Annotated in this window: 25 protein-coding genes; 17 read left to right on the top strand and 8 right to left on the bottom strand. The window is 71.7% G+C overall.

From position 1 onward, the window contains the following. The first annotated feature begins 318 nt into the window (after positions 1 to 318). From uvrB to DLJ59_RS02830, 4 genes are all read left to right on the top strand, one after another. Positions 319 to 2,427, top strand: a complete 2,109-nt coding sequence (uvrB, locus tag DLJ59_RS02845; RefSeq protein WP_124770953.1) for an excinuclease ABC subunit UvrB — start codon at positions 319 to 321, stop codon at positions 2,425 to 2,427. A gap of 82 nt (positions 2,428 to 2,509) precedes the next feature. After that, on the top strand, positions 2,510 to 3,319 hold the full coding sequence (locus DLJ59_RS02840) for an AraC family transcriptional regulator (RefSeq protein WP_244235802.1): 810 nt from the start codon (positions 2,510 to 2,512) through the stop codon (positions 3,317 to 3,319). Positions 3,320 to 3,410: 91 nt separating this feature from the next. Continuing rightward, positions 3,411 to 3,779 carry a VOC family protein gene (locus tag DLJ59_RS02835; RefSeq protein WP_124770952.1) on the top strand — a complete coding sequence of 123 codons (369 nt, stop codon included), beginning with the start codon at positions 3,411 to 3,413 and terminating at the stop codon, positions 3,777 to 3,779. 175 nt (positions 3,780 to 3,954) lie between these two features. Further along, entirely contained in the window at positions 3,955 to 4,812 is an 858-nt protein-coding gene (locus tag DLJ59_RS02830) for a helix-turn-helix domain-containing protein (RefSeq protein WP_124770951.1), read from the top strand. Positions 4,813 to 4,933: 121 nt separating this feature from the next. Here the strand turns inward: DLJ59_RS02830 and DLJ59_RS02825 are convergent, their stop codons facing one another. Continuing rightward, the gene (locus DLJ59_RS02825) at positions 4,934 to 5,227 is read right to left on the bottom strand and encodes an antibiotic biosynthesis monooxygenase family protein (protein WP_124770950.1); all 294 of its coding nucleotides are present in this window, start codon (positions 5,225 to 5,227) and stop codon (positions 4,934 to 4,936) included. Positions 5,228 to 5,309: 82 nt separating this feature from the next. Here DLJ59_RS02825 and pnuC point away from each other — a divergent pair, with 82 nt between their 5' ends. The 3 genes from pnuC to DLJ59_RS02810 all read left to right on the top strand — a co-directional run bounded on the left by pnuC (position 5,310) and on the right by DLJ59_RS02810 (position 8,402). Continuing rightward, positions 5,310 to 5,966 carry a nicotinamide riboside transporter PnuC gene (pnuC, locus tag DLJ59_RS02820; RefSeq protein ID WP_124770949.1) on the top strand — a complete coding sequence of 219 codons (657 nt, stop codon included), beginning with the start codon at positions 5,310 to 5,312 and terminating at the stop codon, positions 5,964 to 5,966. After that, on the top strand, positions 5,963 to 7,087 hold the full coding sequence (locus tag DLJ59_RS02815) for an AAA family ATPase (RefSeq protein ID WP_244235801.1): 1,125 nt from the start codon (positions 5,963 to 5,965) through the stop codon (positions 7,085 to 7,087). Before pnuC ends, DLJ59_RS02815 begins: the two co-directional genes overlap by 4 nt. Before the next feature lie 316 nt (positions 7,088 to 7,403). Beyond that, the gene (locus tag DLJ59_RS02810; RefSeq protein WP_124770948.1) at positions 7,404 to 8,402 is read left to right on the top strand and encodes a TerC family protein; all 999 of its coding nucleotides are present in this window, start codon (positions 7,404 to 7,406) and stop codon (positions 8,400 to 8,402) included. Between the two features lie 36 nt (positions 8,403 to 8,438). Here DLJ59_RS02810 and DLJ59_RS02805 read toward each other — a convergent pair whose 3' ends face one another. Together DLJ59_RS02805 and DLJ59_RS02800 are read right to left on the bottom strand one after the other, a co-directional pair. After that, a complete protein-coding gene (locus tag DLJ59_RS02805) occupies positions 8,439 to 9,362 on the bottom strand; it encodes a C40 family peptidase (RefSeq protein ID WP_124770947.1) in 924 nt (307 codons plus the stop codon). A gap of 60 nt (positions 9,363 to 9,422) precedes the next feature. Further along, entirely contained in the window at positions 9,423 to 10,520 is a 1,098-nt protein-coding gene (locus DLJ59_RS02800; RefSeq protein ID WP_124770946.1) for a mandelate racemase/muconate lactonizing enzyme family protein, read from the bottom strand. A 44-nt stretch (positions 10,521 to 10,564) separates the two neighbouring features. On the opposite strand from DLJ59_RS02800, the gene DLJ59_RS02795 reads away from it, so the two are divergent. Further along, the gene (locus tag DLJ59_RS02795; protein ID WP_124770945.1) at positions 10,565 to 11,362 is read left to right on the top strand and encodes a tyrosine-protein phosphatase; all 798 of its coding nucleotides are present in this window, start codon (positions 10,565 to 10,567) and stop codon (positions 11,360 to 11,362) included. On the opposite strand, the gene DLJ59_RS02790 is transcribed toward DLJ59_RS02795, so the two are convergent. The 3 genes from DLJ59_RS02790 to typA all read right to left on the bottom strand — a co-directional run bounded on the left by DLJ59_RS02790 (position 11,331) and on the right by typA (position 14,951). Further along, on the bottom strand, positions 11,331 to 12,032 hold the full coding sequence (locus DLJ59_RS02790) for a lysoplasmalogenase (protein ID WP_124770944.1): 702 nt from the start codon (positions 12,030 to 12,032) through the stop codon (positions 11,331 to 11,333). The genes DLJ59_RS02795 and DLJ59_RS02790 overlap by 32 nt on opposite strands. Positions 12,033 to 12,120: 88 nt before the next feature. After that, complete coding sequence (locus DLJ59_RS02785; protein WP_124770943.1) at positions 12,121 to 12,969, bottom strand: serine hydrolase; 849 nt, start codon at positions 12,967 to 12,969, stop codon at positions 12,121 to 12,123. Positions 12,970 to 13,082: 113 nt separating this feature from the next. Continuing rightward, positions 13,083 to 14,951, bottom strand: a complete 1,869-nt coding sequence (typA, locus tag DLJ59_RS02780; RefSeq protein WP_124770942.1) for a translational GTPase TypA — start codon at positions 14,949 to 14,951, stop codon at positions 13,083 to 13,085. 133 nt (positions 14,952 to 15,084) lie between these two features. Here typA and DLJ59_RS02775 point away from each other — a divergent pair, with 133 nt between their 5' ends. Both DLJ59_RS02775 and DLJ59_RS02770 read left to right on the top strand, forming a co-directional pair. Then, positions 15,085 to 16,503: a DedA family protein gene (locus tag DLJ59_RS02775; RefSeq protein ID WP_124770941.1), complete on the top strand. Its 1,419-nt coding sequence runs from the start codon at positions 15,085 to 15,087 to the stop codon at positions 16,501 to 16,503. Between the two features lie 35 nt (positions 16,504 to 16,538). Beyond that, the gene (locus DLJ59_RS02770) at positions 16,539 to 17,411 is read left to right on the top strand and encodes a lytic transglycosylase domain-containing protein (protein ID WP_124770940.1); all 873 of its coding nucleotides are present in this window, start codon (positions 16,539 to 16,541) and stop codon (positions 17,409 to 17,411) included. A gap of 44 nt (positions 17,412 to 17,455) precedes the next feature. Here the strand turns inward: DLJ59_RS02770 and DLJ59_RS02765 are convergent, their stop codons facing one another. Then, on the bottom strand, positions 17,456 to 19,582 hold the full coding sequence (locus tag DLJ59_RS02765) for an MMPL family transporter (protein ID WP_124770939.1): 2,127 nt from the start codon (positions 19,580 to 19,582) through the stop codon (positions 17,456 to 17,458). A 123-nt stretch (positions 19,583 to 19,705) separates the two neighbouring features. On the opposite strand from DLJ59_RS02765, the gene DLJ59_RS02760 reads away from it, so the two are divergent. The 5 genes from DLJ59_RS02760 to DLJ59_RS02740 all read left to right on the top strand — a co-directional run bounded on the left by DLJ59_RS02760 (position 19,706) and on the right by DLJ59_RS02740 (position 24,898). Further along, entirely contained in the window at positions 19,706 to 20,221 is a 516-nt protein-coding gene (locus tag DLJ59_RS02760; RefSeq protein WP_124770954.1) for a MarR family winged helix-turn-helix transcriptional regulator, read from the top strand. 3 nt (positions 20,222 to 20,224) lie between these two features. Continuing rightward, positions 20,225 to 21,904: a CocE/NonD family hydrolase gene (locus tag DLJ59_RS02755; RefSeq protein ID WP_124770938.1), complete on the top strand. Its 1,680-nt coding sequence runs from the start codon at positions 20,225 to 20,227 to the stop codon at positions 21,902 to 21,904. Positions 21,905 to 22,062: 158 nt separating this feature from the next. Then, positions 22,063 to 22,938 (top strand): hypothetical protein, encoded by an 876-nt coding sequence (locus DLJ59_RS02750; RefSeq protein WP_124770937.1) that lies wholly within the window; start codon positions 22,063 to 22,065, stop codon positions 22,936 to 22,938. Between the two features lie 107 nt (positions 22,939 to 23,045). After that, the gene (locus DLJ59_RS02745) at positions 23,046 to 23,621 is read left to right on the top strand and encodes an ArsR/SmtB family transcription factor (protein ID WP_124770936.1); all 576 of its coding nucleotides are present in this window, start codon (positions 23,046 to 23,048) and stop codon (positions 23,619 to 23,621) included. Further along, complete coding sequence (locus DLJ59_RS02740) at positions 23,618 to 24,898, top strand: MFS transporter (RefSeq protein ID WP_124770935.1); 1,281 nt, start codon at positions 23,618 to 23,620, stop codon at positions 24,896 to 24,898. The genes DLJ59_RS02745 and DLJ59_RS02740 overlap by 4 nt, the downstream gene beginning before the upstream one ends. Positions 24,899 to 24,946: 48 nt before the next feature. Here the strand turns inward: DLJ59_RS02740 and DLJ59_RS02735 are convergent, their stop codons facing one another. Next, the gene (locus tag DLJ59_RS02735) at positions 24,947 to 25,150 is read right to left on the bottom strand and encodes a cold-shock protein (protein WP_007072071.1); all 204 of its coding nucleotides are present in this window, start codon (positions 25,148 to 25,150) and stop codon (positions 24,947 to 24,949) included. 193 nt (positions 25,151 to 25,343) lie between these two features. Between DLJ59_RS02735 and DLJ59_RS02730 the strand changes: the two genes are divergently transcribed. Together DLJ59_RS02730 and DLJ59_RS02725 are read left to right on the top strand one after the other, a co-directional pair. Beyond that, a complete protein-coding gene (locus DLJ59_RS02730) occupies positions 25,344 to 26,027 on the top strand; it encodes a class I SAM-dependent methyltransferase (protein ID WP_341869564.1) in 684 nt (227 codons plus the stop codon). A 100-nt stretch (positions 26,028 to 26,127) separates the two neighbouring features. Beyond that, positions 26,128 to 26,661, top strand: a 534-nt coding sequence (locus DLJ59_RS02725) for a DedA family protein (RefSeq protein ID WP_124770933.1), incomplete at its 3' end; no start/stop codon positions are given.

Below are 26,661 nucleotides of genomic sequence, written 5' to 3'. Positions count from 1 at the left end.
GGGTCGGGGAGGTGTCCACGGAGATGAAACGGGCGGGGTGGCGCCGAGGTGACGAGCAGGGGCGCTCGCGGCGGCCGGTCTGCGCCTCGAGCGCGACCACACGGGTGCGCACGCCGGACGAGCCGGGTGCTGCGACCGCAGTGCCGGGGGTGACCGGCCGTGATGTTGGCCTGGCCACCGGCCCGGTCGGCCGCCGCGAGCGGCCTACAGGAAGAGGGTAGTCCCGGTGACATGGGCCACACAATGGGAATATTGAAGCCGATCACGTACCTGGCGTGACGGCCGTTCCTGTCGGACCTCCGGCGTACCTTTGATGGCATGGCGCTCGACATTCCCCGGCTCGACAGCCGCTTCCAGGTCGTCAGTGAGTTTCAGCCGGCCGGCGACCAACCGGCCGCGATCGACGATCTTGAGCGTCGGGTTCGGCGCGGCGACCGCAACACCGTGCTGCTCGGCGCGACGGGCACCGGCAAGAGCGCCACCACGGCGTGGCTGATCGAGCGGCTGCAACGCCCCACTCTGGTGCTCGCCCCGAACAAGACGCTCTGTGCGCAGTTGGCCAAGGAGTTCAGCGAGCTGCTGCCGCACAACGCTGTCGAATACTTCGTGTCGTACTACGACTACTACCAGCCCGAGGCCTACATCCCACAGACCGACACCTACATCGAGAAGGACTCCTCGATCAACGAGGAGGTGGAGCGGCTGCGGCACTCGGCGACGATGTCGCTGCTCACCCGCCGCGACGTGATCGTGGTGGCGACCGTCTCGGCGATCTACGGTCTGGGCACCCCTGAGGAATACCTCGACCGGGCGGTGAAGGTGCAGGTCGGCCAGGAGCTCGACCGCGACCAGTTGCTGCGCCGGCTGGTCGACATTCAATACACCCGCAACGACATGGCCTTCCAGCGCGGCACCTTCCGGGTCCGTGGCGACACCCTGGAGATCATCCCGGCGTACGAGGAGCTGGCCGTCCGCATCGAGCTCTTCGGTGACGAGGTGGAGAAGCTCTACTACCTCAACCCGTTGACCGGTGACGTGGTCCGCGAGGTCGACCAGCTGGTGATCTTCCCGGCCACGCACTACGCGGCGGGCCCGGAGCGGATGGAGCGGGCGATCCGCGACATCGAGGTCGAGCTGGCCGAGCGGCTCGCCGAGCTGGAGCGGCAGGGCAAGCTGCTGGAGGCGCAGCGGCTGCGGATGCGCACCACCTACGACATCGAGATGATGCGGCAGGTGGGTTTCTGCTCCGGCATCGAGAACTACTCGATGCACATGGACGGGCGGCTGCCCGGCAGCCCGCCGCACTGCCTGCTCGACTACTTCCCCGACGACTTCCTCACGGTGGTCGACGAGTCGCACGTGACCATCCCGCAGATCGGCGGCATGTACGAGGGCGACGCGTCGCGCAAGCGGATGCTCATCGACCACGGCTTCCGGCTGCCCAGCGCGGCCGACAACCGGCCGCTTCGCTTCGACGAGTTCCTGGAGCGGGTCGGCCAGATGGTCTTCCTCTCCGCGACCCCCGGCACCTGGGAGATGGACCAGGCCCAGGGCGAGTTCGTCGAGCAGGTCATCCGACCCACCGGCCTGGTCGACCCGGAGGTCGTGATCAAGCCGACCAAGGGCCAGATCGACGACCTGATGCACGAGATCAAGCTGCGGACCGATCGGGACGAGCGGGTGCTGGTCACCACGCTGACCAAGAAGATGGCCGAGGACCTGTCCGACTACCTCCTGGAGAACGGCATCCGGGTGCGCTACCTGCACTCGGAGGTCGACACGCTGCGCCGGGTCGAGCTGCTGCGTGAGCTGCGCAAGGGCGACTACGACGTGCTCGTCGGCATCAACCTGCTCCGCGAAGGTCTGGACCTGCCCGAGGTGTCGCTGGTGGCGATTCTCGACGCTGACAAGGAGGGCTTCCTGCGCAGCGGCAGGTCGCTGATCCAGACCATCGGGCGAGCCGCCCGTAACGTCTCCGGTCAGGTGCACATGTACGCCGACAAGATCACCCCGTCGATGGCGGCGGCGATCGACGAGACCGATCGGCGGCGGGCCAAGCAGATCGCGCACAACGAGGCGCACGGCATCAGCCCGGAGCCGCTGCGCAAGAAGATCCACGACATCCTGGACGACATCTACCGCGAGGCGGAGGACACCGAGAACTCTCGGGTCGGGGGTGCGGTGCGTCAGCTCTCCCGGGGCAAGGCGCCGGTCAAGGAGACCCGCAGCCGGAGCCGCTCCGCCGCCACCACCACCTCGCGGGAGGGCATGGCCCGTGCCGATCTCGCCCAGCTCATCCAGGAGCTCAACGACCAGATGTTGGCCGCCGCCCGCGAGCTGCAGTTCGAGTTGGCGGCCCGGATCCGTGACGAGGTCTCCGACTTGAAGAAGGAGCTGCGCGGCATGGATGCCGCCGGCGTGAAGTGACGACCCCCGGTCGGCCACGCCCGGCCTCGCGCTTGGGCACGGCCGACCGGGGAAACGCGAAGGGCGGGCACGGTTGACGGCGGTGGCGCCAAGTGACGAGATGGTCCTCGGGCTGCCCGAGGCCAGCCTGCGTCCGTTCGTCGACCGGTACGTGGGCTACCGGGAACGGGCGGACGTGCCACTGGTGCGCCGGGAGCCGGCGGGCGTCTTCGTGGTGCTGATCCTGGGGTGGGGCGCTCCGCTGGACGTGACCGATCCGCGCAGCGCGGAGCGGGGCGTGACCACTGTCGACTCGTTCGTGGCCGGCACCTTCGACAGTTGGTGCACCACCCGCACGGTCGGCGTGGGGGAGGGTGTCGAGTTGCTGCTCGCCCCGCTGACCGCCCGCCGGCTCCTCGGCCTGCCGCTGAACGAGCTGACCAACCGGGCCGTCGGCGTCGGGCAGCTCCCGGGTCGTTGGCTGGATCGGTTGCGCGACCGGCTCGCCGAGGCCCCGGGCTGGCCGGAGCGGTTCGCAGTGCTCGACAGGGTGCTCGCGGCCCGGCTGGTGGCGTCCCCGCCGGTGGATCCGCGGCTCGAGTGGGCGTGGCGCTGGCTGGTCGCCGGCGGTGGGCGGGGGAGCGTCGGTGTGCTCGCCGACGAGCTGGGCTGGAGCCGGCGGCACCTCGCGTCCCGGTTCCGGCAGGAGGTCGGGCTGCCGCCCAAGATGGCCGCCCGGCTGCTGCGTTTCCAGCGGGCGCACGCCGCGTCGATCCAGGTCGGCGCGGCCGGACGGGCCGTCGACTGGGCCGCGGTGGCGGCAGGCTGCGGTTACTACGACCAGTCGCACCTGATCCGGGACTTCCACCAGTTCGCGGGGGCGACGCCCGCCGCGTTGCTCGCCGCCCGATGACGACGGCCGGCTGACCCGCGGTCGCGACGGCGACCCGCCGAGGTCGCATTCGTCCAATCCGGATCCGCGCCGCCGGGCGCAGAATCGGGTCATGCGAACCATCTATCCGATCTTCCGTTACTCCGATCCTCGCGCCGCGATCGACTGGCTCGTCGCCGCCTTCGGTTTCCAGGTGCATGCCGTGCACGAGGCGCCGGACGGCACTGTCGCGCACGCCGAGCTGGTCCTCGACACCGGCATGATCATGCTGGACGGTCGGGCCGACGCCGGGTCCCGGCCGGCCGACGACGACTGGTCGGTCTACGTGGCCGTTGCGGACGTCGACGCGCACTGCGCGAAGGCCCGGGCGGCCGGCGCCGAGATCATCCGCGAGCCGTTCGACACCGACTACGGCTCCCGTGACTACTCGGCGCGCGACCTGGCCGGCAACGTCTGGTCCTTCGGCACGTACCGGCCCTGAGCCCAGTCGCACCGGGCTCCGGTCTTGCCGGCCATAACCGCTGCTGACCTGCGGAAACGGTACGTGCGGACCGGCCCGGCCGGTTGGCGGCACCGAATGCCCTGATTGCGGTGTGCGAGCGAGCTATTGCACTGGGTGATCGTCCTGCGTAGTCTCCCTCGGTGGGGAGGCCGGGATGCCGCTGCCAACAAGTCCTGTCATTCGACGTGCACGTCTCGGCGCAGAACTGCGCCAGCTCCGTCGGCGCGAGTCGCTGACCCTGGAGCAGGTCTGCGACCGGTTGGGCTGGGCCTCGACGTCGAAGCTGTCCCGCATCGAGCTGGGCCAGAGTCGCCCCGACCTTGCCGACGTGCTCGATCTGCTGGACGTCTACAAGGTGCCGACGCCCGCCCGGGAGGCGCTGATCGTCATCGCCCGGGACGCGGCGACCAGTCGAGGCTGGTGGAAGACGCTGGGCGAGATGGGCGAGCGGCAGCGCACCTACGCCGAGTTGGAGGCGGGTGCCGCCGACATCGTCGAGTACCAGCCGTCGGTGGTGCCGGGGCTGCTCCAGACGCCCGCGTACGCCCGGGTGCTGGTCGCGGCCGGTGCGCAGCTCACGCCGGAGGTCGACGTCGAGGCCGAGGTGCGCGCCCGGGCGCTACGCCAGGAGGTGCTGCGGCGGGCCTACCCGCCGCGCTACACGGCGGTGCTTGCCGAGGCCGTCTGCGATCAGGGTGACCTGCCGGTGGCGGTCTGGCGGGAGCAGCTGCGGCATCTGGTCGCGGTGACCGGGCTGTCCCACGTCACGGTACGACTGCTGCCACGCGGGGTGGCGGGTGGCGGGCTGCACCCGCTGACACCGTATTCCTGCTATGCCTTCCCCGACCCGGCGGACCCGCGGACGGTGATGCTTGAAGCGCTGACCACCGACGTCCGGTTGGCCACAGTGCTCGACGTCGACCGCTACGAGCGGATGACCGAGGCGCTGCTGGCCGCGGCCCTGTCACCGGAGGAGACCGTCACCCTGTTGGCCCGCCGCGTCGGCGAGTAACCGTCGAGGGTGCCGACGGTGACGCGCCGCGCGGCCACCGGGCCCGGCGCCCCCGAGCCCGTCGGGACCGGCGGCCGGCGCGTGCGCCCGGCACGATAACCGCGGGGTACGACAGACCGGCTCAGGCCGGTACGTCGAGGAAGTGTTCGACCACCGGTGGCCCCGCGAAGTGCGGCCCGATCAGCGCCCGCCACCGCTCGAACCGCTCGGTGGCCCGGAAGTTCTCCTCGTGCGCCTCGACCGAGTCCCATTCGACGAGCAGCACGAAGCGGGTCGGCGACTCGATTCCTCGGGTCATCCGCACCGACCGGCAGCCGGTCGCCCCGGCGAGCACCGGGTGACCCTCGGCGTACGCGGCGGCGAACGCGTCCTCGTGTCCGGGCAGTACGTCGATCAACGCGACCTCAAGCACCATGTCGGACAGCCTCCCACGGCGATCGGGGCTGATGGTGTCGCGGGGTCTGTTCCGGCGTCCACGACGACCCTAGGGTGGCTTGGTGATCATTGACTGGCTCACCGGCACCGCGTTTCGGGTGGCCGGTACGGGCACCACCTGGGCGGAGCTGCTGGGGTTCGCGACCGGTGTGCTCAACGTGTGGCTGGTGGCTCGGCAGCGGATCGCCAACTGGCCGATCGGCATCGCCAACGTGCTGCTGCTCATGCTGCTGTTCTGGACCGCCGGGCTGTACGCCGACGCGGGGCTCCAGGTCGTCTACGTCGCGCTCGGCTGCTACGGCTGGTGGCACTGGCTGTTCGGTGGCGAGCGGCGTAGCCGGCTCACGGTGAGCCGGACGGGCCGGCGGGAGTGGCTGGCGCTGGCCGTCGCGGGGGTGCTGCTCACCGGCGTGCTCTGGGTGCTGTTGGACCGGGCCACCGACTCGACGGTGCCGCTGCCGGACGCGTTGACCACGGCGCTGTCCCTGCTGGCCACGTACGGGCAGACCCGCAAGCGAGTGGAGAGCTGGTGGCTCTGGATCGCCGCCGACCTGATCTACATCCCGTTGTACGCGTACAAGGGGCTGCACCTGACCGCCGTCCTCTATCTGGTCTTCCTCGCCCTGTGCGTCCTCGGGTTGCGGGCCTGGCGGGCCGATCTGCGTCGGGCCGACCGGCCGAGCAGGGTCCCGCCCGGCCCGGCCCCGGTCACCGCGTGAGCGCGGAGACGGCCGGCCGCGCGCCGGCGCCACGCGTGCCGGCGAGCCCGGCCGCAGCGGAGTTCGGCCACGGCATGGTGGTGGGCAAGTTCTATCCGCCGCACGCCGGGCACCACGCGTTGATCCGGACCGCCGCCGCCCGGTGCGCGGAGGTCACCGTCGTCGTGGCGCCCTCGCGTCGGGAGTCCGTCCCGCTCTCGCTGCGCCTCGACTGGCTGCGGGAGGTCCACGCCGACACGCCGTGGGTCCGGTTCGTCGGCCGGTACGACGACCACCCGGTGGACTACGCCGATCCGGCCGTCTGGGACGCGCACTGCGCGGTGTTCCGCGAGGCGGTCGGGTCGGGGCGGGTGGACACCGTCTTCTCCTCCGAGGCGTACGGCGCTGAGCTGGCCCGGCGCTTCGACGCCGTACCCGTGTCGGTGGATCCGGATCGGCGGGCCGTGCCGGTGTCCGGGACGGCCGTGCGCGCGGATCCGGCGGGTCACTGGCGATGGCTGAGTCCGTCCGTGCGGGCGTGGTTCGTCCGGCGGGTGGTGGTGGTCGGGGCGGAGTCGACAGGCACCACGACGATGGCGGGGGCGCTCGCTGAGCACTACGGCACGTCCTGGGTGCCGGAGTACGGCCGGGAGTTGACCGCCCGCAAGCTGGCCCGGTTGCGCGAACGAACGCCGGAGGCGACGGTCTTCGACGTCACCTGGGACCGGGACGACTTCCGCGCTGTGGTCCGCGAGCAGCAGGCGGCGGAGGACGCGGCGGCCCGGACCAGCGGGCCGCTGCTGGTCTGCGACACCGACGCGCGGGCGACGGCGGTGTGGGAGGAACGCTACCTGGGCAGCGCGTCGGAGCAGGTGTGGGCGGCGGCCCGCCGGCCGGCGCTGTATCTGCTGACGGATCACCGGGACGTGCCGTTCACCGATGACGGGTTGCGCGACGGTGAGCACCTGCGGGCCTGGATGACCGGGCGGTTCCGGGCCGAGTTGGCGGGGCGTGGGGTGCCGGTGGTGGAGTTGACCGGGTCGCACGCCGAGCGGTTGGCGCGGGCGGTGCGGGCCTGCGACGACCTGCTCGCGGCGGGCTGGTCGCTCGCCGACCCGATCGAGGCACCCGATCTGCACTAGCCTCCTAGGAAGCCGTAGCCGATGTGACGCGTCGAACGGGTGGCCCGCGCCACCGCATGCCCGGGGTGTGATCACGGGGCGTGGTGGGCAACAATGGTCACCGAGGAGGGGAGTATTCCCCCGCAACGGAGTCGTCAGCACGGTCGATCGCCGGATCCACGGCGGCCCGACCCGGCCCCGTAGGTCGCCGCCCCGTTCGCCGGGGCGGCGGCGGAAGAGACCTCCGACAGTCACCAGAGTGAGCGACAGCGGCACACCGGCCCTCGCGGGGGCGTACGGTGTGCCCGACGCCGCGTGTCTGCCGGAGGAATGAACGTTGGACGTGTCCGGATTGGTGTGGGCGGGGACGCTTGTCGCACTGACTGCGGTCCTGCTCGTCGACCTGTTGATCATCGGTCGGCGCCCGCACGAGCCGAGTGTGCGGGAGTCGAGCCTCTGGGTCGCCTTCTACGTGGGGCTTGCCCTGATCTTCGGCGCGGGGGTTTGGCTGGCCTCCGGGGCCAGCGCGGCCGGACAGTTCTACACCGGCTGGCTCACCGAGTACAGCCTCTCGGTGGACAACCTCTTCGTCTTCGTGATCATCATGGCCCGCTTCGGGGTGCCTCGGCAGTACCAGCAGAAGGTGCTGCTCGTCGGTATCGTGCTGGCGCTGGTGATGCGGGGCGGGTTCATCGCCGCGGGTGCGGCGCTGATCTCGGAGTTCTCCTGGGTCTTCTACATCTTCGGCGCGTTCCTGATCTACACGGCGGTGAACCTGGCCCGGCAGGGCGAGCCGGACGAGGACGAGTTCTCCGAGAACGTGCTGATCCGGTGGAGCCGTAAGGCCCTGCCGATCTCGAAGGAATACGACGGCGCGAAGCTCACCACCCACGTGGCCGGCCGGCGGCTGTTCACCCCGATGCTGATCGTGATGATCGCGATCGGCACCACTGACCTGATCTTCGCGCTGGACTCGATCCCGGCGATCTTCGGTATCACCCAGGAGCCGTACCTGGTCTTCACCGCGAACGTCTTCGCGCTGATGGGCCTCCGCCAGCTCTACTTCCTGCTGGGTGGCCTGCTCGACCGGCTGATCTACCTGAGCTACGGCCTGGCCGTCGTGCTCGGCTTCATCGGGGTCAAGCTGGTGCTGGAGGCGTTGGCCGACAACAACCTGCCGTTCATCAACGGTGGTGAGCACGTCGGTTGGGCGCCGCACATCCCGATCTGGCTGTCGCTGCTGGTCATCATCGGCACCTTGGGCGCGGCCACCGCCGCCAGCCTGATCAAGTCCTCCCGGGACCGGCGTCGCGAGTTGGCCGACGCCCGACGCTGACCGGCGCCGGCCGGGTGCGGGAACGCGCCCGGCCGGTCAGACCCGGTGCGCGCCCACCAGCGTGGCGACCCGGTCGGCCGGCAGTGGTTCCTCGATGACCCGCCGCCGTCGGTAGCAGGCGTGCAGCATCCGGCGCTGGCCGTCATCGCCGGGCGTGGCGGTGACGATGCCGATGTGGTGGATCTTGCGGCCGGGTCGGGCGAAGAAGTAGAGATCGCCGGGGCGTTCCGCGCCCAGCGGCACCGGGGTGGTGGCGGCGGCCTGGTCGTCGGCGTCGCGGGGCAGCAGCACCCCGAACCGCCGCCAGGCCAGATGCACCAGCCCCGAGCAGTCGATGCCGTGCGCGGAGAGACCGCCCCAGATGTACGCCACGTCCAGCAGTCGCTGTGCCACAGCGAGCGCCTGCTCGGCGGCCGGCGACGCGGCCGACGCCGGGACCAGGTGGCCGTCGGGCAGCCAGAGTGGCGTGGCCCGGCCGGGGACGTGCACCGGCCGCCAGTCGTCGACTGCGGGGCCGACCGGGACGAGGCGGGTGCCGACGACGACGCCGGGCAGCGCCACCGGCCCGTTCGGGGCGGTGCGCAGCCCGGTGACGGTGGCGTCGACCACCAGTGGGGGATCGGTGCTGGTGTGGGCCGGGTCGAGCGTGGTCAGTTGGTCGGTGGGGAGCCAGCCCGGGTAGCCGCGGGGGTCCAGCTTGGCCGCCGGTTGTTCGACGGCGACGACCCGGGCCCAGCCGTCCGGGCGCAGCTCGCTGACGAGGACCCGCTCGCCGAGCAGGAGTTGGCTCAGCACGCAGTCGCCGACCTGCTGATCGGAGTCCAGTCCGGAAACCCAGGTCAGGATGTCGGCGCCGGCGGTCAGCGCTGGGCGGTCGACCGGGCGGACTGCCTCGGGGGAGGTCCACAGCGTCGCCACGGCGACCCGGACGAGGGCCTCGTGGCCCGGTTGCAGCTCCACGTCAACTCCCAGATCGTGTCGGCTGTCCAGGGGGAACCCTATGAAAGAAACCACCAACCATCAACTATGAGCCTGCACTTTTGCTTCAGTTAGGCCGGAGATGCCCAGGCCAGGGGCATCCGGCAACACCACTGTCGCGCCGTCGTAGCGAATGCCGCCCTGCACCGGCGACCAGGCCAGCCACCAGGCGGCGTCCAGGTCGGCGACCGCCGTGGTGCCGTACGCGGCGACCAGACTCGCCGCCGCCCCGATGCCGACCTGACTCTCCATCATCGAGCCGACCACCGTGCCGAGCCCATGGGCGGTGGCCAGGTCCAGGAGGGTGCGAGCCGGGTGCAGCCCGCCGCACTTGGCCAGCTTGACGTTGACCAGGTCGGCGGCCCGGCGGCGGATCACCTCCACCAGGTCACGGACCCCGAAGACCGCCTCGTCAGCCAGGATCGGCACGGACACCCGGTCACTGACCCAGGCCAACCCATCCAGGTCCCAGCGGACCACCGGCTGCTCGACCAGCTCCACGTCGAGCCCCGCATCCTCGATGCCACGGATCACCCGAACCGCCTCCCGGGGCGTCCAGCCCTGGTTGGCGTCCAACCGGATCCGGGTGCCGGGGCCGACGGCCGCCCGTACTGCTCGCACCCGATCCAGGTCACCGGCCGCGTCGGTGCCGACCTTCAACTTGAGCACACCGAAGCCGTCGGCCCGCCGCTGCCGGGCCGCAGCCGCCAGGTCCACCGCGTCGCCCGCCGCCAGCGTGACGTCCGTCGGGACCCGCAGCGAGGTGCCTCCGAGCAACCGCACCAGAGGTACGCCCAACCGCCGCGCTGCGAGGTCGTGCAGGGCGACGTCCACCGCCGTCTTCGCGGCCTCGTTACCGACCACCGCGCGCTGCACCTCGGCGCACCGGGCCACCAGGTCGTCCGGGTCACGGCCGATCAGCCGTGGGCCGAGCAACTCACGTACGCACGCCTCCGAGCCGGCGACCGACGCGCCGGTGACCTGCCACACCTGGGGCGCCTCGCCGAAGCCGGACCGGCCGTCACTGTCGACGAGTTCGACGACCAGGGTGTCCACTGTGGTGGTACGGCGCAGCGCGGTGACGAACGGGGTGTGTAAGGGGGCGGAAACCCGGTGGGTGCGTACCGCCGAGATCGTCATGTGAGGCACCCTATACGGAGGTTCACCTTGGGAGGGGAGACCGGATGGCTGGGCAGGGCTGGGAGCTGGTGGGTGCACCGAACGCGCGTGACCTGGGCGGGCTCGTCGGCGCGGACGGGCGGCGGGTCCGCGTCGGCCAGTTGATCCGCACTCCGGCGCTGGGTCGGCTGACCGACGAGGACCTACCGGTGCTGGCGAAGCTGGGGCCGGCGTGCGTGCTGGATCTGCGGGACAGTACGGAGATCGATGTCGCCCCGGCGGATCGGTTCGCCGGTGAGCCACGGGTGGTGCGCCTTCCGGTGCACGATCCGGAGCACCCGGTCTTCACGTACGTCTCGGCGGTGCTGCTCGGTCACGACCTGGACGCGTACGCGGAGCTGGCCCGGCAGGGCACGGCGGGGGCGATGGCGGCGATCTACCGCTGGTTCGTCACGGGTGAGTCGGCGCGGGTCGGTTTCGCCGAGGCGGTGCGCCTGGCGGCCCAGCCGGAGAACCTGCCGCTGGTCTACCACTGCTCGGCGGGCAAGGACCGCACCGGTTGGCTCACCGTCATCCTGTTGACGGCGCTCGGAGTGGACGAGGCGGCGATCCGCGCCGACTACCTGCGCAACAACGAGCTGACCGACAGCCTGCGGGCGGTGATCGTCGAGGCGATGCGACGGCGAAATCCCGAGCTGGACGTGGACGCGGTGCTGCCCGTGCTGGAGGTCCGCGCCGAGTACCTCGACGCCGGTTACGCCGAGGTGCGTCGGGTGCACGGCTCGTTCGACGCGTACCTGCGCGACGGGCTGGGGCTCACCGACTCCGACCTCAACGCGTTGCGGGCGCACCTGCTGGAATGACCGGTGTGCCGGGCGGTGTCCCGGCGCGGGCGACCCAACCGGTGACGATCAGCGCCTGGCCGGCGGCATAGGTCGCCATGACCAGCACCGGCGCGCCGGGTGGCTGGGCCACCTCGGCCACCCCGGCGGCGATCAGCAGGTCGGAGCCGAGGAACAGCGCGGCGCCGAGACCGACGCGCCAGCCCTGGGTGGTGGCGGCGCTGGCCATGGCGGCCAGCGCGAGCGCGTACCCGGCCACCGGCAGCGCCAGCCCGACGTCGGTCAGCCCGCTCCACATCCAGGTCAGGGCGACGACGCTCAGCACCGCGTACCCCAGGGGGACGGCGACCAGCGGCGTGCGGCGCAGCGCGGTCGCGGCGCCGTGGCGGGTGAAGGCCGCGAGGTAGCAGAGATGCGTGCCGAGGAAGCAGGCCATGCCGGCGAGGAACCAGCCGGTCCCGTCGATCATGAGGGCGACGTCGCCGCCGGTGGCGAAGGCCAGCGCGGCGAGCAGCAGCCGGTCCGGTCGGGCCGCGCGTTCGGCGCTGGCCCGCCAGAGGTACGCGGCCAGCAGCGGCATCAGCAGCGGCTTGGTGAGCAGGAGGGCCAGGCCGCCGCCGGTGGCGTTGGCCAGCAGGTTCGCCGCCGTCACGACGAGGAAGGCGATCAGCAGGGTGCGGCTGCGGGGCATCGGCGGCTCCGGGGTGGGGGTGCGAGCAGCCTAGCCGGAGTCGGCGGGCGTCGATCCCGGCGCAGGCCTCGCCGCCGGGGCTGTGGCGTCAGAGTTGGTGGCGGGCGGCCCAGACCTGCGCGGAGATGTGCGCGAGCAGCAGGCAGGCGTCGTCCTCCACCTGGTCGCCGTCGGCCAGGTCGGTGGTGGTGCAGACGGCGATCAGGTACGGCGGGGCGTCGTCGGGCAGGACCACTCCGGCGCCGTGGCGGACGCCGTTCACCCAACCGTTCTTGTGCGCGATGCGGGTCCCGTCGGGAAGGCCGGCGGCGAGGTCCTCGCGGTGTTCCTGGGCGAGGAGGACGTCCAACATGGCGGCGCAGGCGGCCGGTGCGGCGAGTTTGCCGGGGGTGTCGGCCCCGGTGGCCAGCGCGCCGAGCAGGGCGGCCAGGTCGGCGGCGGTGACCGTGTTGGTGATGCCGGCCTCGCGGGCGGCGAAGTCCTCGATGCCGCGGCCGGTGACGCTGGTGCGGGCACCGGCGAGCGCCCAGACCTCGGCGACCGCGGGCAGCCCGACGTGCCCGAGGACGAGGTTGGTGGCGAGGTTGCTGGAACGCACGATCATCCGGTCGGCCAGCCAGCGCAGGGACGCGCTGCCGCCGACCCGGTCCCAGACCGCGTCGTCGTTGTCGTAGTGCTGCGCGCAGGCGAAGCGGGGTGCGCCGGGCTGGGCGGAGTCGAAGTCGTTGACGACCGGGACCGGGGCGTCCAGGTCCAGGGTGCCGGCTTCGGCGGCGCGGTGCAGCGCGGCGAGCACCGCCACCTTCATGGTGCTCGCCGCGTAGTGGGCGGCGTTCGGGTGGCGGGTCCAGGTCGGCGGGGCGTCGAGCCGCCCCACGTACGCGGAGACGGTGCCGGGCACCCGATCCAGGTGGGCGTCGAGATCATCCCAGGTCATGCCGGTGACCGTAGCGGATCACGGATGGGGCGGGCTCGCCTACCCGTCGCGGGAAAGCGGACGGGCGCGCCGGCCGCAAGCGGTCGGCGCGCCCGGTGTCGGGTGCTGGTGGGTCAGCCGGCGTGCTTGCGGCGGGCGGCGGCGCGGCCCCGCTGCTGCTGGTCGAGCACCACCTTGCGGATGCGCACCGCGGTCGGGGTGACCTCGACGCACTCGTCCTCGCGGCAGAACTCCAGGGCCTGCTCCAGGGAGAGCTTGCGCGGCGGGATCAGCTTCTCCGTCTCGTCGGAGGTCGACGCCCGCATGTTGGTGAGCTTCTTCTCCTTGGTGATGTTGACGTCCATGTCGTCGGAGCGGGAGTTCTCCCCGACGATCATGCCCTCGTACACCTCGGTGGTGGGGTCGACGAAGAGCTGGCCGCGCTCCTGGAGGTTGATCATCGCGAAGGCGGTGACCGCGCCGGCCCGGTCGGCGACCAGCGAACCGTTGTTGCGGGTGCGCAGCTCGCCGAACCACGGCTCGTACGACTCGAAGACGTGGTGCAGGATGCCGGTGCCCCGGGTGTCGGTGAGGAACTCGGTGCGGAAGCCGATCAGGCCGCGCGCCGGGACCAGCCACTCCATCCGGATCCAGCCGGTGCCGTGGTTGACCAACTGCTCCATCCGGCCCTTGCGGGTGGCGAGGAGCTGGGTGATCGCGCCCAGGTATTCCTCCGGCGCGTCGATGGTCAGCCGCTCGACCGGCTCGCAGGTCTTGCCGTCGATCTCCTTGGTGACCACCTGCGGCTTGCCGACGGTCAGCTCGTAGCTCTCCCGGCGCATCTGCTCGACCAGGATGGCCAGCGCCAGCTCGCCGCGGCCCTGCACCTCCCAGGCGTCCGGCCGCTCGGTGGGCAGGACCCGCAGCGACACGTTGCCGATCAGCTCCTTGTCGAGCCGGTCCTTCACCATCCGCGCGGTGACCTTGGAGCCCTTGACCCGGCCGACCAGCGGCGAGGTGTTGGTGCCGATGGTCATCGAGATGGCCGGCTCGTCGACGGTGATCAGCGGCAGCGGAACAGGGTTCTCGACGTCGGCCAGCGTCTCACCGATCATGATCTCCGGGATGCCGGCGACGGCGATGATGTCGCCCGGGCCGGCGGTCTCGGCCGGCTTACGCTCCAGGCCCTCGGTCATCAGCATCTCGGAGATGCGGACCCGCTGGGTGCTGCCGTCGGTGCGGCACCAGGCCACCGTCTGACCCTTGCTGATGGTGCCCTGGCGGACCCGGCACAGCGCCAGTCGGCCGAGGAACGGTGAGGCGTCGAGGTTGGTGACGTGCGCCTGCAACGGCGCGTCGTCCTCGAAGGCGGGTGCGGGGATGGTGTCCAGCAGGGTGCGGAACAGCGGCTCCAGGGAGGTGCTGTCGTCCGGCACCGAGCCGTCGGCGGGCTGGGTCAGCGAGGCGATGCCGTCGCGGGCGCACGCGTAGACGATCGGGAAGTCGATCTGCTCCTCGTCGGCGTCCAGGTCGAGGAAGAGCTCGTAGGTGTCGTCCACGACCTCCTTGATCCGGGCGTCCGGACGGTCCACCTTGTTGATCACCAGGATGATGGGCATCCGGGCCCGCAGCGCCTTGCGCAGCACGAAGCGGGTCTGCGGCAGCGGGCCCTCGCTGGCGTCGACGAGCAGCACCACACCGTCGACCATGGTCAGGCCGCGCTCCACCTCGCCGCCGAAGTCGGCGTGGCCCGGGGTGTCGATGATGTTGATGGTGACCGGGTCGGAGCCGTCCGCCGGCAGGTAACGCACGCCGGTGTTCTTGGCCAGGATCGTGATGCCCTTTTCCCGCTCCAGGTCTCCCGAGTCCATCACCCGCTCGGTGTTCTCGCCGCGGGCGCCGTACGCGCCGGCCTGCCGCAACATGGCGTCGACCAGGGTGGTCTTACCGTGGTCGACGTGAGCGATGATGGCGACGTTGCGGAGGTCGGTGCGAAGCTGCATACCCTCTATCCTTCCGCCTGCGCTCGCGCAGGCTGCGTCGGGGTCACCCCCAGGTGCCCCTGATCTATGGTGAAACCGCTGTGCCGGTGGTTCGCCCGGCTGGCATGCTGGCTCCCGTGTCCCGGGGGCCTGAGTGCACGACCTGCTGACCTGGGTGCAAGGTCTGCCCACCCTGTGGATCTACCTGGTCGCCGCGCTGATCGTGGCGGGCGAGACCGCGGTGATCTTCGGCCTGCTCGTGCCGGGTGAGGCTACCCTGCTGCTCGTCGGCTTCCTCACCTACAACGGTACCTTGCGGCTCGGGCCGGCGTTGCTCGTGATGATCGTCGCGGCGGTCCTCGGCGATGGGCTGGCCTTTCGCGCCGGACGGCGGTACGGCCCTCGGCTGCGCGCCGGGCTGGGTCACCGGGTCGGGCCCGGACGGTGGGCCCGCGCCGACGCCATGCTCGCCCGCCTCGGTGGGCGTGGGGTGTTCGCCGCCCGGTGGGTGGCTTTCGCCCGCACCCTGGTGCCTCGGCTGGCCGGTGCGGCCGGGATGCCGTACCGGCGGTTCGCGCTGTGGAACCTGGCCGGGGTGATGACCTGGGTGGGCGGCTCGGTGCTGCTCGGTCATCTCGCCGGTGAGTCGTACGACACGGTCTCCCGGCTGCTCGGCCAGGCCACCGGGGTGGCGTTCCTGCTGCTGGCCGGTCTGCTGGGTGTGGTGCTCGTCGGCCGGTGGCTGGGTCGTAACCCCGACCCGGTGCGGGCGCTGCTGTCCCGGGCGGGCGCGCTGCCCCCGGTGCGGTGGCTCACCGCCCGCTACGGGGTGCTGTTCTTCCTGGTGGCCATGCGGATCGGCCCGGCCTGGACGCTGCTGCTCAACCTGGCCGCCGGGCTGCTGCTGCTCTTCGCCGCCGGGCTGGCCATCGCCGGTCTGCTCGCGGTGGCGGTCCGCAACAGTGGGCTCGCCGCGCTGGACGGCGCCATCGCGGGGTGGTTCGCCGCCCGGCGTACCCCGGACGCCGCCGACGCCACCCTGGTCGTGGTGTCGGTGGTGCGCGGGTCGGTGTTGATCCTGTTGGTGGCGCTGGTGGCTGCGGTGCTGGCGTGGCGCAACCGGCCCTGGCGGGCCGATCTGCTCAGCGTGGTCGGCACCGTCGGCGCGTTCGTGCCGCTGGTGGTGCTGGCCGTGGTGGCCGAGCTGACCGGCCCGGACGGGGGCGCTCCGGGTGGCAGTGAGGTCGCCCCGCTCTCCACCCAGAGCGCCGTGGTCGCGGCGAGCTTCTGCACCCTGGCCTGGCTGGTGTCGCGCAGCGCCCGCTGGCCGGTGGCCGTGGCCGCCTGGACCGCCGCCGCTGCGGGGGTGCTCGGGATCGGCGGGGCGCGGCTCTACCTTGGCCTGGACACGGCGAGCGGGACCGCGGCGGCGGTGCTTCTCGGGGTGCTCTGGACGGTGGTGTTCATGGTCGCCTGGGCCACCCGGGACCGGGCGGTGGGGGAGCATCAGCCACCGGTGGACCAGTCCCGGCGGCCGGCGCAGGGGCACCGCCGACCGGCCGAGCCTTGTTAGGGTGCGGCGACGATCACACCGGGGGAGGCAACGGCATGGTTCGACGGACCAAACGGCTGGGCGGCGCGGCGCTCGCCGTGTTCCTGCTGGCGGGCGCGTTGGTCGGCTGCGCCGCCGAGGGGGAGAGCCCAGCGAACCTGGCCGCGCCGGTCGCCGGCACCGAGGTGTCGACGGATGCCCCGTCCGACGAGGTCAGCGCGGAGCCGAGCCCGTCGCTGAGCGCCGTGGAGTCGATGGGCGCCGCGCCGAGTCGTAGTGCGACCCCGACCCCGAAGCCGACGAAGAAGCCGACCCGGGCACCGAAGCCGCGTGCGGTGGCGAAGCCGCCCACCGAGACCGACGTTCCGCCGGCGCCACCGAAGCCGGCGCCGACGTCCTGCAAGCCGACCTACAAGGGCACCCAGGCGTCGCGGGCCGAGGTGAAGGCGGCGCTGACCGACGCGGCCAACCGCCAGTACTGGCCGGTCTCGGCGCCGGACATCGAGATCCCGCTCATCCTGCTCAAGGCCACCGCCTGGCAGGAGAGCGGCTGGCAGTCCAACATCTACGCCTGCGACGGTGGGGTCGGGCTGTTGCAGGTGATGCCGGCCACCGCGAGCTGGATGAACCAGCGGTTCGAGAAGAGCTACAAGATCGACGCCTACCGGGACAACGCCTACCTCGGCGCCACCTACCTGGCCTGGGCGACGAAGTACATCGGCGACATGTACTTCGAGTCCGTCTACGATCTCGACCCGGCCCTGTGCACCAGCGAGCTGAATTCCTGCCTGCTCAACGCGGTCATCGCCGCGTACAACTTCGGGCACGGTGCGGTGGCGCAGGAGGGGAAGCCGCTGGCCATTCCCAACCCGTCGTACGTGCGCAACGTGCGGGCGTTGATGAGCGAGTGCGTCTGCCTGAAGTACTGACACGTCGGGGCCGGGACGGAATCGGCACGGCCCCGACGCGTCGGTCAGTCGTGCGCGGCGACCGGTTCGGGTGAGCGCGGGCTGGCCTCCACCGTTTCGCGCGTGATCCGACCCGGCCACCAGAAGCGGTCGCCGAGCAGGAACGCCAGCGCCGGCACCAGGACCGTGCGGACCAGCAGGGTGTCGAGCAGGACACCGATGCAGACGATGATGCCGATCTGGGTCAGGGTGATCAGCGGCAGCACGCCGAGCACGGCGAAGACCGCGGCGAGCAGCACGCCGGCGCTGGTGATCACACCGCCGGTGACCCGCAGGGCGGAGAGCATCCCGGCGCGGGTGCCGGCGCTGCGGGCGTCCTCACGGGCCCTGGTGACCAGGAAGATGTTGTAGTCCACCCCCAGTGCCACCAGGAACACGAAGGCGAGCAGCAGCACACCGCTGTCCAGGGCGGGGAAGCCCAGCACGTGGTCGAAGAGCAGCCAGGCCGCGCCGAGGCTGGCGAAGAACGACGCGATCACGGTGAGTACCAGCAGCAACGGCGCGAGCAGGCCACGCAGCAGGAGCACGAGCACGCCGCCGACCAGCAGCAGGATGATCGGCAGGATGAGTCGTAGGTCCCGGTCGTTGGCCTCGTCGGAGTCGTAGGTGGCGGCCACGGAGCCACCGACGATCGCCCCGGACGGGGTGTCGGCGCCGGCAGGGGCCGGTGGCGCGGAGCCGGGAACGGCGGCGACGGCCTCGCGTAGCGCCTCGATCGTCCGGTCCGAGGTGGTGGTGCCGGGTTCGGCGTCGAGGACCACGTCGACCTGGGCGACGGCAGCGCCGGCGTCGCCGGGCCGCGCCGAGGCGACACCGGGTACCGCGCTGGCGGCCTCGGTGACCGCCCGCACCGCCGCCGGGGTGGTGATCACCGCGACGGGTTGGGTGCTGCCGGCGGGGAAGGCCCGGGCCAGGGTCTGCGCCCCGGTCACCGCCTCGGGTTCGGCCCGGAACTGTTCGGTCTCGGACAGGCCGGTACGGATGCCGAGCCCACCGAGTGCCAGGCCGCCGAGCAGCACTGTGGCCAGCGTCGCGACCACCACCGGGCGGCGTTGCACGCTGGCGCCGAGTCGGCCCCAGAGCCGACCCTCGCGGACCGGGCCGCCGACGCGGGGGACGAACGGCCAGAACAGGCCGCGACCGAAGAGGACCAGCACGGCGGGGAGCACGAACAGGGCCGAGAGCATGGCGAAGACCACACCGGTGGCGCAGGCCACCGCCAGCGCCCGGTTGGTTTCCTGTTCGCTGAGCAGCAGCGTGAGGACGCCGAGCACGACGGTGCTGCCGCTGGCGAGGATGGGCTCCGCGGTGCGGCGCAACGCGGCGCGCATCGCCGCGAACCGGTCCTCCTCGCGGCGCAACTCCTCCCGGTAGCGGGCGATGAGCAGCAGCGCGTAGTCGGTGGCGGCACCGAAGACCAGCACGCTGGCGATGCCGGTGACCTGACCCTGCTGGAGGTTGATGCCGACGCCCGGCACGATGACGTCCACCGCGCGCAGGGTGAGCTGCTCGGTCGCGGCGACCACGACCAGCGGCACGATCCACAGGAACGGGCTGCGGTAGGTGATCAGCAGGAGCAGCGCCACCACGGCGGCGGTCACCGCGAGCAGGGTGATGTCGGCGCCGTCGAACACCGAGGACAGGTCGGCGGTGAAGGCCGGGGCGCCGGTCACCTCGACGGTCAGCCCGTCGGGCAGGTCCGCCAGTGCGGCGCGTACCCGGTCGACCTGCTCGATGACCTCGTCCTGACCGCCGGCGGTGCTGAGCGGCACGGCGACCAGCGCCACAGTGCCGTCCGGGGAGACCTGGGGTGGGCTGACCTGCCCGCCCACCGCGAGGCCGCCCAGGTCGCCGGAGCGGGCGGTGAGGGCACCCCGGTCGGCCTCGCTCAGCGCGGCGCCGTCGCCGCGACTGACCACCACGATGGCCGGCTGGACCTCGCTGGACGGGAGCTGGTCCTGCAACCGCTCCACCTGGGTCGACTGCCACTGCAGGGACAGGCCGCTGCCGGAGACCGGTGCCGGGTTGTCCGGCTGGGGTAGCCCGAAGACCGCCGCGCCGACGACGATCGCGGCGGCCACGGTCAGCCAGGCGGCCAACCGGCCGCGAGCGACTCTGCTGAAGACGGACATCAGGTGACCCCAAATTATTTTGAACGCCAAGTATCTCGAAAATCGAGATTATCGGCGGCTGTTCTATGCTGCAACCCGAGAACCGACGACGGGGAGAAACGGCACCAGGTGGCGACTCACGGCATGTACCGGCGGCGCGAGACGCACCGCGAACAGCTGGTCGCGGAGATCACCAACAACCTGCGGCGGTACGCGGTGGACGCCCAGCAGGTGAGCCACGCCTTCGCCAATCTGCACGGCCTCAACCCGACCGACCTCAACGCCCTGCTCGCGGTGATGGACGCGGAACTGCTCGGTGACCCGATCACGCCTGGCCGTCTCGGTGAGCAGCTCAACCTCTCGTCCGGCTCGGTGACCGCCCTGATCGACCGGCTGGAGCGGGTCGGCCACATCCGCCGCGACCGCGACACCGTCGACCGGCGCAAGGTGCTGCTGCACTATGCCGACCAGGGCATGACCCTGGCCAGGGAGTTCTTCCGGCCGCTGGGCGCACGCACCGACACGGTCATGGACCGCTTCAACGAGGACGAGCTGGCGGTGGTGCACCGGTTCATGGTGGAGATGAGCGAGTCGCTGCGTACGCACCGGGACGCGGTGCGCGCCGCCCGACCCGAGTCGCCCCGCCGCCCGACGGGCTGACCGGTGCCGCACCGGCTCGTCACCCGCCTCGCCAGCGCGGCGCTGCGCCTGCCACCGACCCGCCTCGGCCCGGTGCGGGTCACCCGTGACCTCCCGGTGCGCACCCGCGACGGTGTGGTGCTGCGCACCGATCACTACGCGCCGGGTGTCCGCGGCGCGCCGACAGTGCTGATCCGCACCCCCTACGGGCGGGGCGGCCCGCTGCGGCTGCTCGGTCGACTACTCGCCGCGCGGGGCCGACACGCGGTGATCCAGTCGTGCCGGGGCACCGGCGGCTCCGGTGGGACGTTCGCCCCGCTGGTGCACGAGCGCGACGACGGCGTGGACACCCTGGACTGGCTACGTCGCCAACCCTGGTGGTCTGGCCAACTCGGCATGTTCGGAGTCAGCTACCAGGGCTTCGCGCAGTGGGCGTTGGCCGCCGACGCCGGCGAGGAGTTGCACGCGATGGTCGCGGTGGTGACCGCCTCGGCCACCCGGGACTCGACGTACGCGGGGGAGTCCTTCGCCCTGGACACCGTGCTGACCTGGGCGGAGCTGCTGCACGCGCAGACCGTCCCGTGGCTGGCCCGGCAGTGGGAACTCAAGCGTGGGCAACCTCGGCTGGCCGCCGCGCTGCAGCACCTTCCCCTGGCCGACGCCGACCGGGTGGCCACCGGGGTGACCATCCCGTTCTTCCAGGAGTGGCTGCGTCACCACACCCCGCAGGCCGCGTACTGGCGGACCCGGGTCTTCGCCGACCACGTCGCGAAGGTGCGGGCGCCGGTGGTCATGGTCACCGGTTGGCACGACATCTTCCTGCCCGCCCAGCTCGACGATCACGCCGTGCTGCGGGCCGCCGGCGCACCGCCGCGCCTGGTGATCGGCCCGTGGACGCACGGCAGCCCCGGACTGTTCGTGGCGGCACTGCGCGAGGGGTTGGCCTGGCTCGACGAGCACCTGCCGGAAGCGCCTCGACCGCGCGAACCGGCGCAGCCCGCCGTGGCGCCCGTCCGGCTGCACGTCAGCGGTGCCGGCGGCGGTTGGCGGGACCTGCCGGACTGGCCACCACCGGCGGTCGAGACCGCCTGGCACCTGCAACCCGGCGGCGAGCTGTCGACCTGCCCACCGGTCGCGTCGACAGCGGACCGGTTCCGCTACGACCCCGCCGACCCCACCCCGTCGCTGGGCGGGCCACTGCTCGTCGCCCAGCGGGCCGGCCCGGTGGACAACCGGCGGGTCGAGGCCCGCCCCGACGTGCTGACCTACACCAGCGCCCCGCTGACCGGCCCGGTCGAGGTGATCGGTCCGATGCGTGCCGAGATCTACCTGCGCAGCGATCTGCCCTACCTGGACGTCTTCGTTCGACTGTGCGACGTGGACCGCAAGGGTCGTTCGTGGAACGTGTGCGACGGTCTGGTGCGGGTCACCCCCGAGCGCTTCCCGGCCGATCCTTCCGGGACGCTGCGGGTTCCGGTGCCGCTGTGGCCGACCGCGTATCGGTTCGCCGCCGGGCACCGACTGCGGGTGCAGGTCACCGGCGGCGCCCATCCACGGTGGGCCCGCAACCCCGGCACCGGGGAACCCCTCGGCGCGGCAGTCACGCTGCGTGCTGGTTGGCGGCAGATTCTGCATGACCCGGAGCACCCCTCGGCGCTGCTCCTGCCGATCGTCCACTCTGCCCCCTCGCCACCTCCAATCTGAACAGACCCCTCCTGAGCTGGTCGTTTGCCGGAAACGCGGGCTATGGTTGAGTCAACGCCCGGCGCCGTGCACCAGTAGGCCGGGCTCGCCCGAAGCCCAGCACCGCGTACGCGGTGTGACGTCGTGCCCGGTCCTCGCCTCTCGGAAAGGGGGACCTCATGACTCGGGCCCCGGCTAACCTTCTGGCCGTCCGAAGCCTGCTTCTCACTCACCTCGACAACGCTCCAGGACCAGACGATCTGGACCCGGGCGAGGTCGGCATCGTCGGCGACCCGGCCCACCGGGGCGGCTACCACTGCGGATCGGACCGGGTGGTGTCCGGCGACTACTCGGTGGTCGAGTCGCCCCGTGACCGGGCCGGGTTGACCCTCGACGCGTCGGCGCTGGACGTCGGCCAGTTCAATGTCCGCTCCGGCGGCCGGACGAACACCCTGGCCAGCTTCTCGGTCTGGTGCGTCGCTCAGTGCGCCGCGAACGCGGCCGACACCCGGGACATCCGGGAGATCATCTACAGCCCCGACGGCACCACGGTGAAGCGGTGGGATCGCCTCAACAAGCGCACCACCGGCGACAGCTCACACCGCTGGCACACCCACATCAGCTTCTTCCGCGACGCCATCAAGGCGGGCCGCGACCAGCGGCCCCTGTTCCGCCGCTACCTCAGCTCCATCGGACTCCTGGAGGACGACGACATGACCCCCGAAGAGCACAACTGGCTGGCCACCGTCCACAAGAACCTCACCGTGCTGGATGGCCGCAACCCGGTCGGGCAGATCTACACCCGGATGGCGATGGGTGAGGATGCCACCGTCCCGAACTTCACCTCGGTGCACCCGACGCTGAAGTCGCTCGGCGCCCAGATCAGCGCGTTGCAGACGGCGCTGACCGCGCTGTCCAGCCGGGACTTCACCGACGAGCCGGCGATCGTCCAGGGCGTGCTGGCCTCGCTGACGCCGGAGAAGATCGCCGCAGCGATCCCGGCGAACATGGCCAAGCAGGTCGCCGACGAGTTGGCCCGCCGGCTGGTCGCCTGAGCGAGGGGCGGCCCGTCGCCGCCGGGCCGCCCCTCTCGGCGCACTCCGCAACAGGTGTTGAGCAAGAGTCCTTGTGCAATATCTGTTGCGGATGTCACGCTGTGGTCATGGAAAGCCCCGACGTACGACAGATCACCGACTCCCGGGTGCTGGCCGCCATGTCCCACCCGCTGCGCCGCCGGCTGATGGACGTGCTCAAGGTCCACGGGCCCTCCACCGTCGGGCTGCTCGCCGAGCGCACCGACCAGGCCCCCGCGAACGTCAGCCACCACCTCAAGGTCCTCGCCGCCGCGGAGCTGGTCACCGAGGCACCCGAGTTGGCCCGGGACCGACGCGAGCGGTGGTGGCGCCTGGTCACCCGGGGGCTGCGCTGGTCCAACACCGACTTCGACACCGACCCGGCGTCCCGTGCGGTCGCCGACGCCGCCACCTCGCTCAACCTGGACCGGCACGTCGCCCTGGCCCGGGCCTGGCACGCCGCCGACGAGGCCACCCAGGCCAGCTGGAACGACGCGCCCTTCTCCACCGACCACTGGCTGCGCCTCACACCCGATGAGTTGGCCGAGCTCAGCCGCGAGGTGATCGACGTCCTCGGCCGCTGGGCCAACCGGGACCTGCCCGACGACGACGCCGACCGCAGAACCGTCTTCGTGTTCGTCCACGGCGTACCGGCCCAGCCGTGACCACCGCCACCCGCAGCGACCCCACCGACGTACGGCCCACCGGAGGGCTGCTGCGGCACCGCGACTTCCGGCTGCTCTGGGCCGGCCAGGCGGTCAGCAGCGTCGGCAGCAACGTCACCACTGTCGCGCTGCCCCTGGTCGCGGTCGCCGTCCTCGACGCCGGCACCTTCCAGGTGGCGGTGCTCACCGCTGCGGCCTGGCTGCCCTGGTTGCTGATCGGCCTGCCGGCCGGCGCGTGGGTCGACCGGCTGCCCCGCCGACCGGTGATGGTGGTCTGCGACCTGCTCTGCGCGGCGGCCTTCCTCAGCGTGCCGCTGGCCGCCCTGCTGGGCCGGCTCACCGTCGCACAACTGCTGGTGGTCGCCCTCGGCGCGGGCACCGCGCGGGTCTTCTTCGAAACCGCCGACCAGGTCTACCTGCCGGTGCTGCTGCGACCCGGGCAACTGCCGGAGGGCAACGCCAAGCTCCAGGCGACCCAGACCGTGAGCTACGTCGTCGGCCCCGGCCTCGCCGGCCTGATCGCCCAACTCATCGGTGCCGTCGCCGCGCTGCTGCTCGACGCGCTCACGTTCCTGCTCTCCGCGGTGTTCCTCCTGCGCATCCGCACCCGCGAACCCCGGGTACGCCGGTCGGAGCGGTCCCGATCGCTGCGCCGGGACATCACCGAAGGGCTGCGCTTCGTCATCCGGGACCCGTACCTGCGGGTGCTCACGGTCTTCGGCGCGGCCAGCAACATCGGGCTGACCGGCTACCAGGCCGTCCTGGTGGTCTTCCTGGTCCGCGAACTGCGTCTCGAGCCGGGGCTGGTGGGCGGGCTCGTCGGAGTGATGAGCGCCGGCGGGATCATCGGCGCGTTGTTCGCCACCACGTTGGCCCGGCGCTGCGGCACCGCGCGGGCGCTGCTGATCGGGGCGGCGCTCACCGGCCCACCCGCGCTGCTCATCCCGCTCGCCGCACCCGGTGTCGGGCTGGCCTGGCCAGCCCTCGGCGGTCTGCTGATCGGCCTCGGGGTGGCCATCGGCAACGTGGTCAAGGGCGCCTTCCGGCAGACCTACACACCGCACCACCTGCTGGGCAGAGTGACGGTCAGTATGCACCTGCTCAACTACGGCACGATCCCGCTGGCAGCCGTGCTGGCCGGCGCGATCGGCGCACGTTACGGCGTCGAGACGGCAATTGTCGGGATGACCGCCTGGCTGGCGTTCACCCCGTTGATTCTGTTGGTCGGGCCAATCCGGAGGCGGCGGGACCTGCCCGCCGCCCCGGCGGCGTCTTGAGTGCGCTGCGACGGCGGCCGGAGACCGGCCGCCGTCACCGGCACGGAGCTACATCGGGCGGACGTTGTCCGCCTGCGGACCCTTCTGCCCCTGGGTCACCTCGAACTCGACCTTCTGGCCCTCGTTGAGCTCCCGGTAGCCGCTCGTCGCGATGGCGGAGTAGTGGACGAACACGTCCGGCCCTCCACCGTCCTGCTCGATGAAGCCGAAGCCCTTTTCCGAGTTGAACCACTTAACCGTGCCGGTTGCCATGCATCTCTCCCTGTTCAAAGCGGCTGACCCTCGGCCTCTGGCCGATGATCGCCCGTACCTGTTCGACAGTAACGGGCAAAACCCCGATCCGCTGGCCGAAGTGCCGTAGGTCTTCGACTGAACTCGGGTGAACTCTGCGCGGCGGCATGCGAAACCCGCCCCGATCGACCGTCGCTGGGGCATGCTTGCGCCGATGAGAGGTGCCGCAGCCAACGCGCTGACCGAGTTGGAACGCGAAATCGGCACGCCCGGTACCGGTCTGGACCGGCTCCGGTTGACGCCCACCCCGTTCGTCCCCGAGGTGCGGTTGCACCTGGCCGAGGACGCGATCGTCTGGTGGGCCCGGATGGAGGCCACCGCCGGGCACGCGCTGCCGGCGCCGTACTGGGCGTCCGCCTGGGCCGGAGGGCAAGCCCTGGCCCGCCACCTCCTGGACCACCCGGAGTTGGTCGCCGGCCGTCGGGTGCTCGACCTCGCCGCCGGATCCGGGCTGGTGGCCATCGCCGCCGCGCTCGCCGGCGCCGCAGAGGTGATCGCCAACGACATCGACCCGTACGCCGTCGCCGCCGTCACCCTCAACGCGCGAGCCAACCACGTCGCCGTCGAATCCACCGGGGACGACCTGCTCGACAGCACCGAACCGAAGGTCGACCTGGTGGTCGCCGGGGACGTCTTCTACGACCGTGCGATGGCCGACCGGATGCTGCCCTTCCTGCAACGGGCCGCCGCCACCGGCGCCGACGTGCTGGTCGGCGACCCGGGCCGCGGACACCTACCGGCGGACCGCCTGACCGTGCTGGCCGACTACCCGGTGCCCACCACCGAGCCCTCAGTCGACTCGTCGCTACGCCACGTGCAGGTGCTGCGCCCCGACTGAGGCGGACCCCGACTCAGGGGCGACCCCGAGGCGGATACCAGGGGTCACTGGGGGCTGCGACCCGATGTCCGAAGTGGCGCGGCGGCCATAGCGTCGACGCATGACGCAATGGCTGGCCCAGATCGGAGAACTACCGGTTCTGCTGCTGATGGGTGCACTCGGGCTCGTCATGCTCTTCGACGCCGTACCCCTGCTGGGTGTCCTCATCCCCGGCGACGTCGCGATTCTCGCCGCCGTCGGGGTCGGCCGCCCGAGCACCGGGCTGGCCACCTTCACCGCGGTGCTGGTCGGCTGCCTGGCCGGCTGGTCCCTGAGCTTCCTCATCGGCCGTCGCTACTCCGACCGGCTGCGCCACAGCCGTATCGGCGGCTGGATCGGCGAGCCCCGTTGGACTGCGGCGGAAGGAATCCTGCGCCGCGGCGGCGGTCGGATGATGGTCGTCGCGCCGTTCCTGCCCGTCTTCAACGCCCTGCTGCCACTGGCCGCCGGCGGACTGCGGATGTCGTACCGTCGATTTCTCGGCTGCGCGGCACTCGGCGCGGCCGCCTGGGCCGGTCTCTACCTCGCCCTGGGCACCGCGTCCCGGTCGGTGGCCGGGCTGCTGCCGGGGAACCCCAGCCCGCTGCTGGTCACC

Origin of the sequence: Micromonospora inaquosa (assembly GCF_003857055.1) — a bacterium.
Lineage (GTDB): Bacteria > Actinomycetota > Actinomycetes > Mycobacteriales > Micromonosporaceae > Micromonospora > Micromonospora inaquosa.
This window is presented reverse-complemented; position numbering and strand designations above follow the sequence as displayed.

Coding starts and splice junctions, on each gene's coding strand:
- uvrB (WP_124770953.1), top strand. CDS start 319: ATGGCGCTCGACATTCCCCGGCTCGACAGCCGCTTCCAGGTCGTCAGT.
- DLJ59_RS02770 (WP_124770940.1), top strand. CDS start 16,539: ATGGTTCGACGGACCAAACGGCTGGGCGGCGCGGCGCTCGCCGTGTTC.
- DLJ59_RS02825 (WP_124770950.1), bottom strand. CDS start 5,227: ATGGTGCTTGAGGTCGCGTTGATCGACGTACTGCCCGGACACGAGGAC.
- DLJ59_RS02835 (WP_124770952.1), top strand. CDS start 3,411: ATGCGAACCATCTATCCGATCTTCCGTTACTCCGATCCTCGCGCCGCG.
- DLJ59_RS02795 (WP_124770945.1), top strand. CDS start 10,565: ATGGCTGGGCAGGGCTGGGAGCTGGTGGGTGCACCGAACGCGCGTGAC.
- DLJ59_RS02790 (WP_124770944.1), bottom strand. CDS start 12,032: ATGCCCCGCAGCCGCACCCTGCTGATCGCCTTCCTCGTCGTGACGGCG.
- typA (WP_124770942.1), bottom strand. CDS start 14,951: ATGCAGCTTCGCACCGACCTCCGCAACGTCGCCATCATCGCTCACGTC.
- DLJ59_RS02745 (WP_124770936.1), top strand. CDS start 23,046: ATGGAAAGCCCCGACGTACGACAGATCACCGACTCCCGGGTGCTGGCC.
- DLJ59_RS02800 (WP_124770946.1), bottom strand. CDS start 10,520: ATGACGATCTCGGCGGTACGCACCCACCGGGTTTCCGCCCCCTTACAC.
- DLJ59_RS02785 (WP_124770943.1), bottom strand. CDS start 12,969: ATGACCTGGGATGATCTCGACGCCCACCTGGATCGGGTGCCCGGCACC.
- DLJ59_RS02765 (WP_124770939.1), bottom strand. CDS start 19,582: ATGTCCGTCTTCAGCAGAGTCGCTCGCGGCCGGTTGGCCGCCTGGCTG.
- DLJ59_RS02830 (WP_124770951.1), top strand. CDS start 3,955: ATGCCGCTGCCAACAAGTCCTGTCATTCGACGTGCACGTCTCGGCGCA.
- DLJ59_RS02760 (WP_124770954.1), top strand. CDS start 19,706: ATGTACCGGCGGCGCGAGACGCACCGCGAACAGCTGGTCGCGGAGATC.
- DLJ59_RS02750 (WP_124770937.1), top strand. CDS start 22,063: ATGACTCGGGCCCCGGCTAACCTTCTGGCCGTCCGAAGCCTGCTTCTC.
- DLJ59_RS02735 (WP_007072071.1), bottom strand. CDS start 25,150: ATGGCAACCGGCACGGTTAAGTGGTTCAACTCGGAAAAGGGCTTCGGC.
- DLJ59_RS02730 (WP_341869564.1), top strand. CDS start 25,344: ATGAGAGGTGCCGCAGCCAACGCGCTGACCGAGTTGGAACGCGAAATC.